The sequence below is a fragment of the Thermosporothrix hazakensis genome, assembly GCF_003253565.1.
GTDB classification, from domain to species: Bacteria; Chloroflexota; Ktedonobacteria; order Ktedonobacterales; family Ktedonobacteraceae; genus Thermosporothrix; species Thermosporothrix hazakensis.
The window spans coordinates 125719-142078 of sequence record NZ_QKUF01000002.1; the positions used below are offsets into that span (position 1 = coordinate 125719).

The 16360-nt window shown below is 54.8% G+C and carries 14 protein-coding genes; 4 read left to right on the forward strand and 10 right to left on the reverse strand.

Going from position 1 to position 16360, the window contains the following annotated elements; translation table 11 throughout:
• The 3 genes from EI42_RS05800 (at window position 1) to EI42_RS05810 (ending at window position 4084) form a co-directional block, all read left to right on the forward strand.
• Complete coding sequence (locus EI42_RS05800; protein WP_111319799.1) at window positions 1–936, forward strand: hypothetical protein; 936 nt, start codon at window positions 1–3, stop codon at window positions 934–936.
• Between the two features lie 226 nt (window positions 937–1162).
• Entirely contained in the window at window positions 1163–3667 is a 2505-nt protein-coding gene (locus tag EI42_RS05805) for a PAS domain S-box protein (RefSeq protein WP_111319801.1), read from the forward strand.
• A gap of 39 nt (window positions 3668–3706) precedes the next feature.
• Window positions 3707–4084 (forward strand): response regulator, encoded by a 378-nt coding sequence (locus EI42_RS05810; RefSeq protein ID WP_111319803.1) that lies wholly within the window; start codon window positions 3707–3709, stop codon window positions 4082–4084.
• A gap of 65 nt (window positions 4085–4149) precedes the next feature.
• On the opposite strand, the gene EI42_RS05815 is transcribed toward EI42_RS05810, so the two are convergent.
• Window positions 4150–4587, reverse strand: a complete 438-nt coding sequence (locus EI42_RS05815; protein WP_111319805.1) for a winged helix-turn-helix transcriptional regulator — start codon at window positions 4585–4587, stop codon at window positions 4150–4152.
• A gap of 237 nt (window positions 4588–4824) precedes the next feature.
• Between EI42_RS05815 and EI42_RS05820 the strand changes: the two genes are divergently transcribed.
• A complete protein-coding gene (locus tag EI42_RS05820) occupies window positions 4825–5823 on the forward strand; it encodes a quinone oxidoreductase family protein (protein ID WP_111319807.1) in 999 nt (332 codons plus the stop codon).
• Between the two features lie 128 nt (window positions 5824–5951).
• Here EI42_RS05820 and EI42_RS05825 read toward each other — a convergent pair whose 3' ends face one another.
• The 9 genes from EI42_RS05825 to EI42_RS05865 all read right to left on the reverse strand — a co-directional run bounded on the left by EI42_RS05825 (window position 5952) and on the right by EI42_RS05865 (window position 16318).
• Window positions 5952–6725 carry a PhnD/SsuA/transferrin family substrate-binding protein gene (locus tag EI42_RS05825; RefSeq protein ID WP_170142393.1) on the reverse strand — a complete coding sequence of 258 codons (774 nt, stop codon included), beginning with the start codon at window positions 6723–6725 and terminating at the stop codon, window positions 5952–5954.
• Window positions 6726–6744: 19 nt separating this feature from the next.
• Entirely contained in the window at window positions 6745–7437 is a 693-nt protein-coding gene (locus tag EI42_RS05830) for a hypothetical protein (protein WP_111319811.1), read from the reverse strand.
• 394 nt (window positions 7438–7831) lie between these two features.
• Entirely contained in the window at window positions 7832–9220 is a 1389-nt protein-coding gene (locus tag EI42_RS05835; RefSeq protein WP_111319813.1) for a GH1 family beta-glucosidase, read from the reverse strand.
• Window positions 9221–9227: 7 nt separating this feature from the next.
• On the reverse strand, window positions 9228–10298 hold the full coding sequence (locus EI42_RS05840; protein ID WP_111319815.1) for an ABC transporter ATP-binding protein: 1071 nt from the start codon (window positions 10296–10298) through the stop codon (window positions 9228–9230).
• Entirely contained in the window at window positions 10295–11395 is a 1101-nt protein-coding gene (locus EI42_RS05845; RefSeq protein WP_111319817.1) for an ABC transporter ATP-binding protein, read from the reverse strand. The genes EI42_RS05840 and EI42_RS05845 overlap by 4 nt, the downstream gene beginning before the upstream one ends.
• Window position 11396: 1 nt before the next feature.
• Window positions 11397–12386 (reverse strand): ABC transporter permease, encoded by a 990-nt coding sequence (locus EI42_RS05850; protein WP_111319819.1) that lies wholly within the window; start codon window positions 12384–12386, stop codon window positions 11397–11399.
• Window positions 12387–12389: 3 nt separating this feature from the next.
• Complete coding sequence (locus EI42_RS05855; RefSeq protein WP_111319821.1) at window positions 12390–13385, reverse strand: ABC transporter permease; 996 nt, start codon at window positions 13383–13385, stop codon at window positions 12390–12392.
• Between the two features lie 81 nt (window positions 13386–13466).
• Window positions 13467–15179 (reverse strand): ABC transporter substrate-binding protein, encoded by a 1713-nt coding sequence (locus EI42_RS05860; RefSeq protein ID WP_111319823.1) that lies wholly within the window; start codon window positions 15177–15179, stop codon window positions 13467–13469.
• Window positions 15180–15247: 68 nt separating this feature from the next.
• Window positions 15248–16318: a LacI family DNA-binding transcriptional regulator gene (locus tag EI42_RS05865; protein WP_211326044.1), complete on the reverse strand. Its 1071-nt coding sequence runs from the start codon at window positions 16316–16318 to the stop codon at window positions 15248–15250.
• Window positions 16319–16360 lie beyond the last annotated feature (42 nt).

Consider the following 16360-nt stretch of genomic DNA (forward strand, 5'->3'; position numbering starts at 1 on the left):
ATGACCTTTGGCGAGGGCATGGCCTTCAACCGCAGCATCGAGTGGCAAACCTATTCACGGCGCTTTAACAGCGATATCGACACACCCTATTACATACTCACCTCCACTAACGAGGTGCTGACGCTGGTCCCCTCCATCGGCTATCACTTCCAGTTTCCGGCTATGGTTCCTTTTTGGGAAAGCACCTATGTGATTCATCCCGATGGCACGATTGAGAATCTGAGCCCCGAACGCATCCAGCAAGATCCCCGCTTCCAGGGGCAACGCCTGTTCCCTGAAGGGCTTGCCCGCGAGATTGGCAACTCCTGGGGTTATCGGGACGGCATCTGGAACGCGCTCTTCATCCACAGGAATCAGGTAGAGCCCGTTTCCTTTGAGCATGACGAAAATCAGATGCCCTATCTGCTTCCCGCCACGGACAGCCCCATCTGGGCGATTGCTTGCAGCCCGGTCAGCCAGGCACACGGCATTAACACCCTGCTCCTCTGGAACGCGCACAGTGGCAAAATGCAGGTCTACACTGTGCCGAAGACAGCGAGTCTGCTTGGCCCGAACAAGGCAATGGAATATGTACGAGCTGCTTATCCGCTCTATAACTGGACAAAAGACGAAACGGGCTCCGTGGTGACGCTGGAACCACGCCCGGTGATTCGCGATAGCAAACTGTACTGGATGGTCTCTGTCACCAACACCAACTATGCAGGCGTCTCGCTACAAACGCTGGTCAACGCCGAGGATGGCAGCGTCCGAGCCTTCCATAGTCCAGACGAGATACAGGCGTTTCTGCATGGGACGTACGAGGGAGAAAAGCCGCCCACCTCTGCCGATACGCAATCACAGCAGCAAACAGATATCTCAAAAATGAGTGATGATCAACTGTTCAAGTTGATTGATAATGCGCTTAACGAGCTCAAGAAACGCCGCGAAAAGAAATGAGGCAGATCCAAATATTGGTGTCTCTCCTGTTCCTCCCCTGCCGTGTGGCACGCCATTCCCACGCCTGCACACAGCCACGAACAGGACCAGAAAGAAACGGAGCAGCACCGTCAATCGTACTACAGATATGGATAAGCTCGGTGAGCTATGGTTCACTTTGCTTTTCTCAGCAGAAATGATAACCTGGTAGAAATACCGACATGGGAAGTCAGGAACACTCAAATTCATGACAACAACTTCAAGCAATTCATCATCTTCTCAAAAAGCACGGAAACTCAAAAAGCACCCTTCACAGACCTATATCGAGGAGAGTCAAAATATCATACTGTTGCTGAATCGCCAGGGCCACATTACGTATGCCAGCCCGGCACTCACGCAACTGATGGGCTATGTTCCTGAAGAGCTGCTCGGACGCGCACTTGATTCTCTCGCTCCCCGGGACGAAGCCCGTATTCTCCGCATCATCCTGAAAGAGGTACAGCCTTCCCCTGGCAGAACCCTGAAAGCCGAGGTAGTGCTTCGTTGTAAGGACAATACCACGCGCCGCTTTGAGGGAAGTTTGACGAATCTGCTTGAGGTGCCGGGAATCGAAGCCCTTCTCTATACCCTGAGTCCCGTGCGGGAAGGGCGCCTTGCTCCCTCCACTGGCTGGCATAACATGGGAGCAACAGATCACTTTGTTCAGTTTTATGAGCATGATGACTTTCTTCTGCACTCATTGAGCGGCTATGTGGCAGCCGGGCTCGCCGCCAATGAAGGCTGTATTGTGATTGCCAGCGCCGAGCATCTTCGCAAGCTGAACGAACTCCTGCAAACGCAGGGATGGGATATTGACGCCGCCAGCAAAGAGGGAACGTATGTGACCGCTGAGGCTACCGAGGCGCTGTCCTGGTTTGTCAAAGGGGAAAAGCTGGATGAAAAGCGCTTCTCCCGCATCTTTGGCGGCCTGATTGAAAAAACTGCTATCAATCGACCACATGTGCGCGTCTATGGCGAGATGGTCGCACTCCTGTGGGCGGAGGGCAAGCAGACCACTGCGATTCAGCTAGAAGACTGCTGGAACAACTTACAGCACTCAATCTGCCCGTTCTCGCTCTTCTGTGCGTATCCTATACGCAGCTTTCAGGGAGATATGCATAGCCCTTCATTTGAAACCATCTGCCATCAGCACTCGCAGGTAATCCCCGAGGAAAGCTATACCTCGCTCCAGAGTCCAGACGAGCGACTTCGCGCCATCACGCACTTGCAGCAACAGGCGCTTTCCCTGTGGGGCGAGATTGCCGAACGCAAGCAAGCAGAAGAAAAGCTTCGCATCTCAGAGGTGCGCTATCGTCGCCTGTTTGAGGCTTCAAAAGATGGTATCCTGATTCTTCATCCGCGTTCGGGCTCAATTACCGACGCCAACCCGGCTATCGCCCAACTGCTTGGTCGCTCACAGGAGGAGCTGATAGGACAGGATATACGGCAGGTGCTCCTCTCTCGTGAAAGCACAAAAGCTGAAACATTTCTGGAAGAACTGCAACAGAAGCGCTTTCTCCATTATGATTCGCTCTTCCTGCCCCATCCGGATGGCACGCCTCAGTATCTGGAGTGCGTGTGCAACCTCTATAAGGTCGATGAGCACGAGCTCATCCAGTGCAATATACGTGATATCACCGAACGGAAGCAGGCTGAAAAGGCGCTCCGTAAGGCGGAAGCGCGTCTACGCTTTCTTGCAGAGTCGATGCCGCAAAAGGTCTTTATTGCCAGGCCTGACGGCTCCATTGATTACGTCAACCCCCAGTGGTATGACTTTACTGGCCTCCCGGCTGAAGAACTTCTGGGATGGAGCTGGCTGCAATGCCTGCATCCCGATGATAAGGAAGCGACACTTCAGAGCTGGCTCCATTCCCTCAAGAGTGGAGAGCCGCTTGAAATCGAACATCGCTTCCGGCGCGCCAATGGAGTCTACTGCTGGCATATCAGCCGAGCCATTCCCATACGCGATGACACGGGCCAGATCACTACATGGATCGGCTCGACAACGGATATTGATGAGCAAAAGCAGCTTGAAGAGCGTAAGAATGCCTTTATCAGTATGGCAAGTCACGAGCTCAAGACCCCGGTGACGAGCCTCAAGGGCTTCACGCAAATCCTACAGCGTCGTCTGGGCAAAAATGCCGATAGCCAGACTCTGATGTTCCTCAACAGAATGGATTCGCAGCTCAAGAAGCTCACAGCCCTCATTACTGATCTGCTGGACATCTCGAAAATCGAAATTGGCAAGCTCTCGTTCCATAAAGAACCGCTCGACCTCGACACGCTGGTTCAGGAAACCGTGCAGAACGTTCAGGAGATCAGCAGCACACATCACATTCAGTTACAGGGCAGCACAAACGCCCGCATCTATGGCGACAGGGATCGATTGGAGCAGGTCCTTATCAATCTGCTGACCAATGCCATGAAATATTCTCCCCATGCCGATACAGTCATTATACGACTGGATCGACAGGACAATAAGGCACGCATTGCCGTACAGGATTTTGGTATTGGCATTGCGCCAGAGCATCACCACAATATCTTTGACCGCTTCTATCGCGTCATTGATTCGGAGGAACAAACCTATCCAGGCCTCGGTATCGGCCTCTATATTACTCGCACCATTATTGAGCGGCATGAAGGCCAGCTCTGGCTGGAAAGCCAAAAAGACAAAGGGAGCACATTCTATGTCACCTTGCCACTCTATGACTAATCCCCACCCTTCAGACTTTGTGAAAGGAGATGGGAGACAATGACATCTACCGGTAAAAAGGTACTGATCGTTGACGATGACCCCGATATCACGCTTGCACTTGCAGCAATGCTGGAAGATGAGGGGTATGATGTCACAACCATCGACAGAGGTGAATATCTGGAGCAGCTTCCAGAACAGAATATGCCCGATGTCATTCTGCTGGACATGCTGCTTTCGGGCGTGGATGGTCGCGAGATTGCCAGACGCCTGAAACAGCAACCTGCCACGCGTCATATTCCCATCTTGATGCTCTCAGCGCATCCCAATGCGGCTCAAGAGGCGGAAAAGGCCGGAGCAGATGACTTTCTGGCCAAGCCCTTTGAGCTTGATGAGCTGCTCAACAAAGTCGCGCTACACCTGCATTCATCCGCCTGAATATGCTCTTCTATACTCTTTCTTCTCGCTATGCAAACAGAAACGCTTTATGGCGCTCTCATCCGTCATAGCTCCGATGCCTCATGCGCTCGTTGTTGCACGAGTGCTGCCGTCTGCTCCTGAAGGGGGAGCCGGGAGCGCCGATCATATTCCTCACGGGCCCGCTCCACCTCCTCAATGTGCTCCTCCGACCAGTCGCGAAACGCCCAGATCGGTTCAATGATGGTCTCCCCCAATGGAGTCAGCGAATACTCGACCATTGGCGGTATCACCGGATAGACCACGCGTTTGATCAACCCGTTGCGCTCCAGATCACGCAGGGTTTGCGTCAGCATCTTCTTTGAGATCCCTTCAATGATAGTCTGAAGCTCGCTGAAGCGTAGCGTTCCTTTATGCAGCGCACCCAGGACAAGCAACGTCCACTGATTGGAGAGCAGGGACAGGCCGCGTCGCGTGGGACAGAGTACGTCTATTGTTGGTTTTGAATCGTTGAAGGTAACCATGAGGTGACTATATCACTTTTTGGTTCCTTCTTACAAGAGCTGCGTCCATCACGTATAATCAAGACACATTCAAAAAAACAACGAACTTGAGAAGCGTGGCAAGATCAAGAGGGAAAGACGACAATATTGCAGCGAATGCACTTTCTGACGTACGTCCGGTCGGCCTGTTGATAGGTTTTACCTGGGCAAAGGCAGAATCCCTCAAAGTTCTTACCCGGGAGAAAGGAAAGCAACTTAATGAAAGCAATCGCAATCAATGCATTTGGTGGTCCAGAGGTATTGCAGCTTCAGGAGATGCCCAAGCCAGTTCCCGGCCCGGGAGAAGTTGCTATTCGCGTCGCGTATGCCGGGGTCAACTTCGCCGAGTCGATGCTGCGCCGGGGAGGCCACCATACCGTTCACCTCCCCACCATTCCCGGGCTTGAGGTCTCGGGACACATCGCGGCACTTGGGAAGGGCGTCGAGGGGCTACGCGTCGGACAGCCGGTTGCCGCTTTCACACGAGAAGGAGGCTACGCGGAAGTTGCCATTGCACAGGCCGCTCTGACCTTTCCTCTCGACACCCTGAGCAAGTCCATTGATCTGGCAACCGCCGCCGGATTTCCAACGATCGTCCCAACGGCACATGATCTGCTCGTCCGCGTTGCACGACTGCAACAGGGTGAATCGGTGCTGATTCATGCGGCTGCCGGCGGCGTTGGCACGCTGGCCGGTCAGATAGCACGGTTGTTGGGCGCAGGCCGGGTCATCGGGACCGTCAGTACGCAGGAGAAGGCACGCTATGCGGCACAGTTTGGCTATGATACTGTGCTTCTGCGCGACAACTTTGTCCAGCAGGTCCAGGAGCTAACGCAGGGGCGTGGTGTAGATATCGTGCTCGACTCCATTGGAGAGCCTGTTCGTAGCCAGAGCCTCGCAGTTCTTGCACCGCTAGGACGGCTCGTCATCTTTGGCGGAGCCAACGAAGATGTCAAGAAAGCGCTCGACCTTCCGAAGATGCCAGGCAACATGCTTGCCGAGAACAAGGCTATCATGGGCTATAGCATCGGTATATTGGGCTCCAGTGCGCCCGCGCTCCTTCAGGAGACTGCCGCGCGCACCCTTGAGTGGCTTGCACAGGAGCGCATTCGGATCGACATTACCGAGATCCTGCCGCTGAAAGAAGTCGCAACAGCTCATGCTCGGCTGGAATCGAGAGCGTCAACCGGGAAATATATTCTCCGGGTCAACGGCTGAGTATGAAGAAAGGGAAGGGGCAGTACCGCAATACTGCCCTCTTCCCATGCTGGTATTTGCGTTGTTGTTGTGGGATCTATCACAGGAAGTTCTATGTCTCTTATCTCTATTATACCTGCATGGCAATATCACTGTTCCTGCTGCACATACACACTGCGTATCTCGTCATAGGAGCTATCCGTTACGGGCGCGAAACAGTGCAGACAGCTCTCCTGCAAGATCCGGGCATGCTCCCTCTCGGTATGCATACTCAGCAGTGCCTCGCGTAATGCCTCCTTGAGTCCGCGATCCAGGCGGGAAGCCGCGATCACCGGCGGGCTTGTTGCCGGACCAATCGAGGCAATAATACGTATCTGTTGACTGAGCTCAGGTCGTGCGACCAACAACAGGTCAAGCACATGCGAATCAAGCGCCGTGGCGTCGGCCATGCCATCGAGCACCATCTGTAGTGAGCGCTCATGCGACCCCGAAGCCAGACAGCGCCCAAAATACGCGCAGGTTTCGCCTTGCAAGGAAAGCGCCCGGGCAACCGCTACATAGCCGGAATAGGACACCTGCTCGTTATACACCCAGGTCGCGCCACGTAAATCGGCAAAACGGGTAAAGCGGCTATCCTGCCGCACCACCACATCCGAGAAGTACACCGGACGCGCACAATAGCGCATGGCAACCGCGACCGGTGCCGCCAATAACTCAACCGACTCGGGCTGACAGGCCGTGAGCCGCACATAATCCAGTCCGCAGACAAAGCCGAGGTCAGCGGCTCCTGCGGCAAACGCATCAAATGATGTGCCAACCTCAAGCTCGATGGGCTGCCCTACTCGTCGGGCCAGATACGCCACTATCGCCTGATAGGTTGGAAAGAAGACCGGGGCAAGAAAGGTTACACAGCGAAGCATCATACTCCTTTCGCTTACACACTCAAAGCTCGACAACAACATGCTCAGGGCGCGGATAGGAATACTCGTAGATTCTGGCCTGCGCGTTCATATATGTATACGTTCTGGTCAGCGAACCGGAGCGCATTGCTGCCTCCCGACCCTCATCCCCGAAGAGATAGAACTTCGTCGACACGATGACCAGTTGACCGGGTGTAAAGCCTTCGAGCAATATTCCCCGATGCAAGCGAATCCACTCGTAGTACTGTGGGGCAAGCTGGTGCGCGGCCAGCATATGCATCTGATGCTGCGTGACCGTCTCTTTTGCTTCTTGCTTCCGAAACACTACCAGATTGCACCAGTTGCCATCATGCAGTTCAACGGAAGAATAGCTCAAGATATCCGGAGCCTTTGCCAGTTCCATAATGAGGGTTTTATCCACCTCCGTCAGCGCTTCCACAACCGCCGCCTCCGGGTCCAGGCGCTTCTTGCCCAGAAAGCCAACAAAAAAGAGCGGGCCCCGCTCAAACGTATCCCTGTTCTGGTACAGTACGATACGATGCGCATAGCTATACTCATCACGTGTCTGCGCCAGAAAGGGCAGCGCCCCGGGAGCAAGCGGCCAGCGCAATGCCTCCTGTACATGGGCCGCCAGATGACGCAACATCACCAGATCAAAGGTGCTGGCATAGACGTCAGCCAGGGTAAAATGCTGTAATTCAGGATAGAGAATCATACTATACTCTCCTTCACAAGAGGATAGGGTAATACAAACACAAAAAGAGTCAAAGAGAAAAACGGGTGGAGAAAAAAAAGCAGGAGTTAACAACAACACATACAGCAGGAGAAGAAACAGGGGACGAAGAGGCGGCCTACAACCGTAACAGGGAACTCAGATCGCTCGGTTCTGTATCGATACATTTCTTCTCTCTCTTTACAATACAATAACGATACTTCCTGAGAATCATTATATGGATGAGCGCAAACAATGTCAACCACGGAGCAGAAAAATGAGAGGCCAGTTTTCTGGCCCCTCACCAGTACCCCATGTCGTGTACCACACGAGAAGCACCCTGGGGATACTCTCACGCTGACAGTCGAGAAGTGAGTAAATCTCAGAGGAGTTGCAATCAGTCTGTCTGCTCTGTGACTGCCGCGCTCTTCTGTTGTGCCTCGATATAGTTCGCATACCACAGCCCGCTCTGCTTGATAATCCGCTTCTGAGAGGGATAATCGACATAGACCAGGCCAAAGCGCTTGCTATATCCTTCGGCCCATTCATAGTTGTCCATCAGCGACCAGGCAAAATGGCCCTGCACCGGAATGCCCTCGGCGACCGCCGCTTCAATCGAGGCCAGATGGGAGCGCATATACTCGACCCGCTCGGGATCATGAACCAGATCTCCACCATCCCAGATATCGTTGAAGGCAGCCCCGTTCTCGGTAATGACGATTGCGGGCGGAGCGTAGTCCTGCTGGACCTGGCGCAGCGCTTCCAGTAAGCCCTGCGGGTAAATCTCCCACCCCATCACGGTACGTGGTGCGTCCTCGGGAACTGGCAGCGCCTCAAGCGCATTACTCTCTCGCGAGGTGCGCCAGCGCGAATAGTAGTTGACGCCCAGAAAATCCAGCGGAGCCGCGATGCGCGCCATGTCATCAGGCTGAATATCGGGTGCAACACAGCCCAGATCTTCAAACAGCCCGTCAGGATAGCATCCCCGGAAGAGCGGATCAAGGAACCAGCGATTGCGGAAACGGTCCAGTCGCTCCGCCTGTTGTCTGGCCTCATCGCTCTCATCCATAGCATAAACCGGATAGGGATCGACCGTGAAGCCGATTTTCGCTCCGGGCTGTAAGAGGGCCCGCAGGCGCGGCAGGACCAGCCCATGCGCCAGAAGCACGTGGTGTCCGGCATTCAACGCGTCCTGCTTGTTTGCCAGACCCGGCGCATGCACTCCCACACCATGCCCGAGATAGGCGATACACCACGGCTCATTAAAGGTGATCCACCAGTTTACCCGATCACGCAGACGCCGGGCCACAATCTCGGCGTAATCAGCAAATGCCTGTGCAGTCTCTCGTCGGAGCCAGCCGCCCCGCTCCTGAAGCGCATAGGGGAGATCCCAGTGATACAGCTTAACAAGCGGTGTAATGCCCTGAGCCAGCAGCTCATCAACCAGCCGATCATAGAAATCCAGTCCCTTTTCATTGACGGTTCCTGTCCCCTCGGGGATGATGCGCGGCCAGGCAATAGAAAAGCAATAGGCATTAAAATGCAGCTTTTTCATTAATGCGATATCTTCTTGAAAACGATAATAATGCTCAAGAGCCACATCACCTGTATCACCCTGATAGACCTTGCCTGGTGTCGCCGCGAACCGATCCCAGATGGACTCACCGCGCCCGTCTACGCGAGTCGCGCCCTCTATCTGGTAGGCCGATGTAGACGCGCCCCAGAGAAAATGGGAGGGAAAACGATCCGAATGCACAGCACCCTCCGTCGCCGTTTTCTGGCTCATGCGTCAATTACTCCTTAGATGCTATTTCGTTAGAGAGAGAACGTGAACGGCCCATTGGCGTGGTATCATGCTTCTGTGCCCCATACAGAAAACAGGACGTCCAATGTCCGTGACCGAATTCGGTGCGTTCCGGGAAACGCTCTTTACAGACCGGCATCGCATGTGGACAACGAGTATGGAAGCGACACCCTGTCGGAGGCTGGATCAGGCTTGGCACCTCGCCGCGAGCCTCTAGCGGTGTCCTGCGCTGTCCTTTCAGTCTCATGCGCTCTGGAGCAGGCGTCGCTGAGAGCAAAAGCTGCGTATAGGGATGTTTTGCCTGCTGAATCACCTGCTCACTCGGTCCCCCTTCCACCATCTGACCGGCATAGAGGACCAGTGTCTCATCAGCAAAATAGCGAGCGCTTGCCAGATCATGCGTGATAAAGAGAATCGCAATCCGCTCTTCCTCTTTGAGCTGCGCCAGCAGATTCAGAATATCCAGGCGGATCGAGACATCCAGCATTGACACCGGCTCATCAGCAAGAATCACTTCTGGACGCACAGCCAGCGCCCGGGCAATCGCCACACGTTGCCGCTGACCGCCGCTGAGCTGATGCGGATACTTTTCAATAAACTGCTCGGCAGGCGTCAGGCTCACACGCCGCAATAGAGCAAGAATCTGCTCCGTCTCTTCCTCCGCATTCTTCGCAAAGCCATAGATGCGCAGCGGGCGGCTGAGGTGATAGCGCACATTATGCACCGGGTTAAGCGAAGCAAAGGGATCCTGAAAGACCATCTGCACGCTGCGGCGATAGGTGGTCAGTGTGGCCGCGTTCGCCTTGCCAAGCGGCTTGCCATGAAAGCGAATCTCGCCACCAGTCGGGTCATAGAGCCGCGCCAGCAAACGCGCAATCGTTGATTTGCCGCTGCCGCTTTCGCCAACCAGCGCCGTCACCCTGCCCGGATAGAGTGCCAGCGAGGCCCTTTCCAGCGCGTGGACCGCCTGTTTACCCCCGAATGGATTCCACTGACGCAGCGGAAACTCTTTCTGCAAATTCATGATTTCCAGTATAGCCTGTTGGCTCATTGCGTTCATCTGCGTCGTTTCCTTTCTGCAAGCTCCGAGTAGCTACGCGCAATCTGAGCGGTCGAGGGCGGCTGATTCAAGAAGCGCGGATTATACAAATGGCAGGCAACCAGTTGCTCGGTCGGTCCGCTCGGCTCAAGCGGAGGAACCACCCCACGACACGCCTCAAAAGCCATCGGGCAGCGCGGATGGAAGGCGCAACCGGTCGGCATCGCCCGCAGATCAGGAGGCGAGCCAGGAATACCGATCATCTGCAAACGTGGTCCATGCAGCGTCGGGAAAGCGTTCAACAGGCCATAGCTATAGGGATGGCGCGGCTGCCGATAGAGCTGCTCGCTAGTAGCCTGCTCGACAATATTGCCCGCATACATAATCGCGATCCGGTCCGAGAGTTCCAGCAACAGCGAGAGATCGTGCGTGATAAAGATCAGCGCCGTATTAAACTCACGGCACAGCCCGGCGATCAGATCCAGAATCTCGCGTTGCACCACCACATCCAGTGCCGTCGTTGGCTCATCCATAATAATCAGTTCGGGACGCAGCGCAAGGGCGATCGCGATCGCCACACGTTGCCGCATGCCGCCGCTCAACTCATGCGGGTAGCTTCTCAGACGATCAGCGGCAATACCGACCAGATCCAGCAACTCAACCGCTCGCTTGTGATAATAGTCCTTCCCCTTGCCGGGCCAGTGCGTATGCAACACATCAATAATCTGATCGCCGATGCTCAGCACGGGATTCAACGCGTTCATCGCACTTTGAAAAACAACCGCCAGCTCTTTCCAGCGAAACGAACGCAGTTGCGCCATTGACAGCTTCATAATATCAATGCCGTTGTTCGCGTCCAGTCGATCCAGCAGCGCGGGCGGGGTCTCCTTCTCTGGATCGGGATAATAGATCACCTGTCCACTGGTAATCATTGCCGGAGGGCGGAGCAGGCGAGCAATCGCAAAAGCCAGCGTTGATTTACCGCACCCGCTCTCGCCAGCGAGGCCCAGGACTTCGCCGCGATGCAGCGTCAGGTCGACGCTCTTCACCGCGTGGACTGCCCCATCCATCGCCTCATAATCAACGCTGAGCGATTTCACTTCGAGTAATGCGTCCATCTTACGCCACTTTCTTCTTTCTTCGGGCAAGCCGCCGCTCGTTGCGCAGCGTCGGGTTTGCCAGCTCATCAATGCCGAAGTTGATAAAGGTCAGACCGGCACAGAGCAGCGCCACACAGAGGCCTGGCGGGACAAACTGCCACCATCCACCTGTCATCAGTGCACCATCCGTCTGCGCCCAGTACAGGATCACGCCCCAGGATGGCTCAGAAACATCACCCAGTCCCAGGAATTCCAGGGCCACTTCAGAGAGCGCCGCGAAGATAAACGTCCCGACAAAGCTTGAGGCCACAATTGCGATCTCATTTGGCAGAATCTCAAAGAGAATAATACGCCAGGGCTTTTCACCAAGCGTGCGAGCAGCGGTGACAAACTCGCGCTGCCGCATCGAGAGCGTCTGCGCGCGCAACACACGCGCACCCCAGGGCCAGCTTGTAAACAAGAGCACCAGAATAATCGTCCAGGCTCCCTTCACGGCAAACGACGCGACTACGATTGCCAGCGGCATGCCGGGCAGCACCAGGAAGATATTCGTGATAAACGACAGCACATCGTCGACCCAACCGCCACTGTAGCCCGCGAGCAGGCCGATCAGCACCGAGAGCAGCGTTGAGCCAGCCGCAGCCGTAAAGCTGATTAACAGCGAGACACGAGTTCCGTAGACCAGACGCGCAAAGATATCCTCACCCTTCTGCGTGGTCCCGAGCCAGTGCGTCGCCGATGGTGCCTGAAACAGATCGTTCGTCAGGGTATGCGGATCATATCGCGCAAACAGCGGGCCGACCAGCCCTACCAGGATAAAGAACAGCAGTATCCCGATCCCGATCATCATACGCGTGTTTGAGGTAATCTGGGAAAGCTGTGCCTTCCACTGGCTCTGCACCTTGCCTGTTGTTCCCGCGACGTTCCCCGGCAGGACCACAGGCGCAACCTGCGCAGGGGACGACGCTTCTTGCACGTTCGGAGTGCTATTATTGGTCTCTTGCTGCATCAATTATCCCCTTTCGTGTCGCACCCGTGGATCAAGGAGCGCATAGACGATATCCGACAGAAAGTTCGCAGTCAGCATCGCGATCGCGATCATCAGGAAGATTCCCTGAATCAGGCTGTAGTCGAAGCCGCGAATAGCCGTCAGCAGGTCAAAACCGATGCCCGGATACGAGAAGACCATCTCTGTCAGCAGCGCACCACCAACCACAAAGCCAAGCGACATCCCCAGACCGGTGATGTTGGGCAGAATGGCGTTTCGAGCGGCATAGGTAAACATCACGCGCCGCTCGGGCAGGCCTTTTGCTCGCGCCAGCAACACATAGTCTTCCGAAAGCGTTGTGACCATTGCATTACGCATGCCAAGCACCCACCCGGAGATAGAGCTGATCACCACTGTCAACGCGGGCAGGATCGCATGCAAGAGCACACTCAGAATAAAGTCCAGGTTCCAGCCGGGGTAGATATCGCTCAAGGCATCATAGCCACCACCGAGCGGGAAAATCCCCATATTAAAGGAAAAGATATACAACAATCCCAGGGCCAGCCAGAAATAGGGAATCGCCGAGAAGAAGGTCAACAGCGGTGTGACCACGGTATCAACCCATGAATTGCGCTTCCAGGACACCACCACACCAAGCAGCGTACCGAGCAAGAAGCTGATAATAGACGCCACTCCCACCAGGCCAATCGTCCAGGGCAGGTCAGTCGCGATGACCTGAACCACCGGCGTTGGAAAATGCGAGGTAGCAATACCAAGCTCACCACGCAGCAGATTCCCCAGGTAGTGAAAGTACTGTATCCACAGCGGATCGTTGCTCACGCCTAATTGCAATCGAATCGCGTCGAGCGTTGCCTGCGTAATTGTGCCCTGTCCACGCAAGCGGTTCACATACGCCTGCACAGGATCACCAGGCATCAGACGCGGAAGAATGAAGTTAATGGTGACCGAGGCCCACAGGGCCGCCAGATAAAACGCGATACGGCGGAGTAGATGACGCATCCTTCTTTCTTTTCTCCTTTCAGCTTGGGTTCGCGCAAGAGGCAGGGATAAGAACGGGCCTTATCCCTGCCCGCCACCCGCTTATGCAGCAGGTTTCAAGCGGAGAACGATTTGCGTGCAGTCGGGAGCGTCAAACGGTGATCCATAGGCGTACGGGTTGTCCTTGTCAGGCCAGCCGGTCGCGTTCTTGGTGCTGTACTCAAACCAGCTCACATTGTAGTACAGAGGAATCGAAGGCAATTTCTCGACGACGATCTTCTGAATACCATAGAGCGCCTTTTTCTGAGCTTCCTTATCGGAGGTTGTGCGATACTGGTGCAACAGGTTGTCCGTCTCGGAGTCTTTCCAGTGCTGCCAGTTGGTTGCACCACCATTGGCGGCCTTGCCCTGATCCCAGGTATTGGAGCTCAGCAGCCAGTCGTTCAGGAAGAAGAACGGCGAAGGCCCTTTGTTCGTCCAGGAGATAGCCGTGTCATAGTTGCCGGTGTTCAACGCATTCGAGTAGATTTCGGGCGAAGCCATCGCGTTCGGTTTGGCCTCAATACCCGCAGCCTTCAGGTTGTCAGAGATAACGGCAAGCGCACTCTGCCAGTCAGCCCAACCATTGGGTACGTTCATATTGAAGGAAAGCCTCTTGCCGTCCTTCTGGTAAATACCATCGCTGCCTTTGGTGAAGCCAGCCTTCTCCAGAAGCTGAGTCGCCTTTGCAGTATCATGGGTGAACGAAGCATTCTGATACTCCGGTGCGATCCAATCTTTATGGGCTGGCAGCAAACCAGTCGGATTGGCAGGAACGCCGTAGGGAGCCGCCTTCTGCTTGATCTCTTCGCGGTTGATCGCGGTGCTGATCGCCTGACGCACCTCAGGGATGTCGAAGGGGAACTTGGTCAGGTTCAGATACAGCATCACAGTGTTATTGCTCTCGAACCAGTGATGATAGTTCTTCGGGTCCTTGTTGACGAAATTGGCATCAAACTTCGGATCCCAGCCAACACCGGCCCAGTCGATTTCACCACGAGAGAGACGCAACATCGCCGCGGTGTTATCGTTGGTCGCGATATAGCGAAGCTGTGCGATCTCCGGCTTACCAGACTCCCAGTAGTTGGGGTTCTTCACCAGTGTATAAGCCGAAGGGGAGAACTCTTTGAGGGTGTAGGGTCCGGTACCAACCGGCTTCTCGTTCTTGTCGGTTGCCGGGTTGGACTTCGCTTCCCAGATATGCTTCGGCACAATATAGGTCTGACTGAAAAGCCAGGTTGCCGTTGCATCGGCATTCTTGAAGTTCACCTTGATGGTATTGGCATCGGGCTGTGCGTAATCCTGGATCAGGGTTGTCCACAGACCGGAGGTGTCAGTTGCAGGATATTTCTTCAGCATATCCAGCGTGAACTTCACGTCATCGGCGCTGAAGGGCTGTCCATCGCTCCACTTCACGCCCTGTCTGATGGTAAAGGTGATACTCTTTACATCATCAGAAAGCTTGTAATCGGAGGCCAGGATAGGCTTGATCTCACCGTTGTAGCGGTTCACATAGATCAGGGTCTCATAGATCATGCCCTGTGCACCGTACATGCCACCAGCATTCGGGCTGATGTACGGGTTAAAGTTCGCGGAGGAGAAATTTCCCGCGGGCGATGCCAGGATATTGAGCGTCGTCTGTTTGTTCTGTTGCTGAGGATTTTGCCCCTGCGACCCGCCACTTTGACAGGCCGACAGAACAACCAGAAGAGCCAGCAGTGAAAGCAGTGTTAACTGTACTTTCCCCTTGACTCTGGAGAACGGTCGTAGAGCCATTGAAAAAACCTCCTGACGACAAACGAAAAATCACACGTTGATTCCCATGCACTCATTGCATGTAACAGCTACTTCGATAAAGAGAGAGGGGTACAGAGTTGCTTACATGATGCTCTTACAACAACATGCGTCTTATGTGTGATAAATACCGATCTGGAAAGGTTCCGTTCAGATACCGACCACTTCCACTCATAGGGCAACGAAGGCGTCTCGATCATGCGCAGCAACAGCTCGATAGCACTTCTCCCCATCTCATCCAGCGGCTGCCGGACCGTGGTCAGGGGAGGCTGCATCAGCGAGGCGAACAGCACATCATCAAAGCCAACCACCGTCACCTCTTCAGGAACCCGCAAACCAAGCGATTGCGCCGCAAAATAGACACCCTGCGCCATCAGATCGTTCGCGGCAAATATAGCGGTCGGGCGCTGATCCAGCGTCAAAAGACGTTCGGCGCAGAGCTGACCACTGCTCAGGGTGAAATCACCGGTCTCGATCAGTTGAGGCTCAACCATGATCTGAGCCTCGGCGAGCGCGTCGCAATATCCCCGAAAGCGATCGTGCGACACCTGATATTCAAGCGGCCCACGAATATGTGCGATCCGCCTGTGTCCGAGACGCACCAGATACCGCGTCGCTTCATATGCACCGTTGCGCTGATCGGCGGACACCCAGGGAATGCGCTCAGAAGGGGTTGCTTGATCGTCAAGGATCACCACAGGAAACCCCTGACGTTGCAGCTTCTCCAGATACTCGGTCGATTGCCCTGGATAGATTGCCAGCAAGCCAGCAACAAGCTTACGCTCCAGGATACGTTCAAGAATCTCGCTGCGGTCCTTCTGATGATTGCGATCATTGACGCTATACAGCACAAGCTCATAGTCGGTCTGCGCAATCACCTCAGCCACGCCATGCATAATCTCCGGGATAAGAGGCCAGGTCAGTTCCGGAATGAGAGCGCCAATCAAACGACTCCTTCCGGCAAGCGTCGAAGCTGCGACACTGGGAACAAACCCGTGCTCTTCCACCACCTTCATCACCCGCTCCCGGGTCTCTGCGTCTACATCTGGTCGATTATTGAGCACACGAGAAACGGTCGTTTTGCTCACACCCGCCAGTGCGGCAATGTCCCGTATCGTCATCCTCTTTGCCATGCGGTTTTGTCCTCTTCACAATCAAATAGG

Excerpts from the sequence above, each read along its gene's own strand:
- EI42_RS05825 (WP_170142393.1), bottom strand. The coding sequence starts at position 6,725 with ATGATGCTTCGCTGTGTAACCTTTCTTGCCCCGGTCTTCTTTCCAACC.
- EI42_RS05855 (WP_111319821.1), bottom strand. The coding sequence starts at position 13,385 with ATGCGTCATCTACTCCGCCGTATCGCGTTTTATCTGGCGGCCCTGTGG.
- EI42_RS05800 (WP_111319799.1), top strand. The coding sequence starts at position 1 with ATGACCTTTGGCGAGGGCATGGCCTTCAACCGCAGCATCGAGTGGCAA.
- EI42_RS05830 (WP_111319811.1), bottom strand. The coding sequence starts at position 7,437 with ATGATTCTCTATCCTGAATTACAGCATTTTACCCTGGCTGACGTCTAT.
- EI42_RS05810 (WP_111319803.1), top strand. The coding sequence starts at position 3,707 with ATGACATCTACCGGTAAAAAGGTACTGATCGTTGACGATGACCCCGAT.
- EI42_RS05865 (WP_211326044.1), bottom strand. The coding sequence starts at position 16,318 with ATGACGATACGGGACATTGCCGCACTGGCGGGTGTGAGCAAAACGACC.
- EI42_RS05840 (WP_111319815.1), bottom strand. The coding sequence starts at position 10,298 with ATGAACGCAATGAGCCAACAGGCTATACTGGAAATCATGAATTTGCAG.
- EI42_RS05850 (WP_111319819.1), bottom strand. The coding sequence starts at position 12,386 with ATGCAGCAAGAGACCAATAATAGCACTCCGAACGTGCAAGAAGCGTCG.
- EI42_RS05845 (WP_111319817.1), bottom strand. The coding sequence starts at position 11,395 with ATGGACGCATTACTCGAAGTGAAATCGCTCAGCGTTGATTATGAGGCG.
- EI42_RS05860 (WP_111319823.1), bottom strand. The coding sequence starts at position 15,179 with ATGGCTCTACGACCGTTCTCCAGAGTCAAGGGGAAAGTACAGTTAACA.
- EI42_RS05820 (WP_111319807.1), top strand. The coding sequence starts at position 4,825 with ATGAAAGCAATCGCAATCAATGCATTTGGTGGTCCAGAGGTATTGCAG.
- EI42_RS05805 (WP_111319801.1), top strand. The coding sequence starts at position 1,163 with ATGACAACAACTTCAAGCAATTCATCATCTTCTCAAAAAGCACGGAAA.
- EI42_RS05815 (WP_111319805.1), bottom strand. The coding sequence starts at position 4,587 with ATGGTTACCTTCAACGATTCAAAACCAACAATAGACGTACTCTGTCCC.
- EI42_RS05835 (WP_111319813.1), bottom strand. The coding sequence starts at position 9,220 with ATGAGCCAGAAAACGGCGACGGAGGGTGCTGTGCATTCGGATCGTTTT.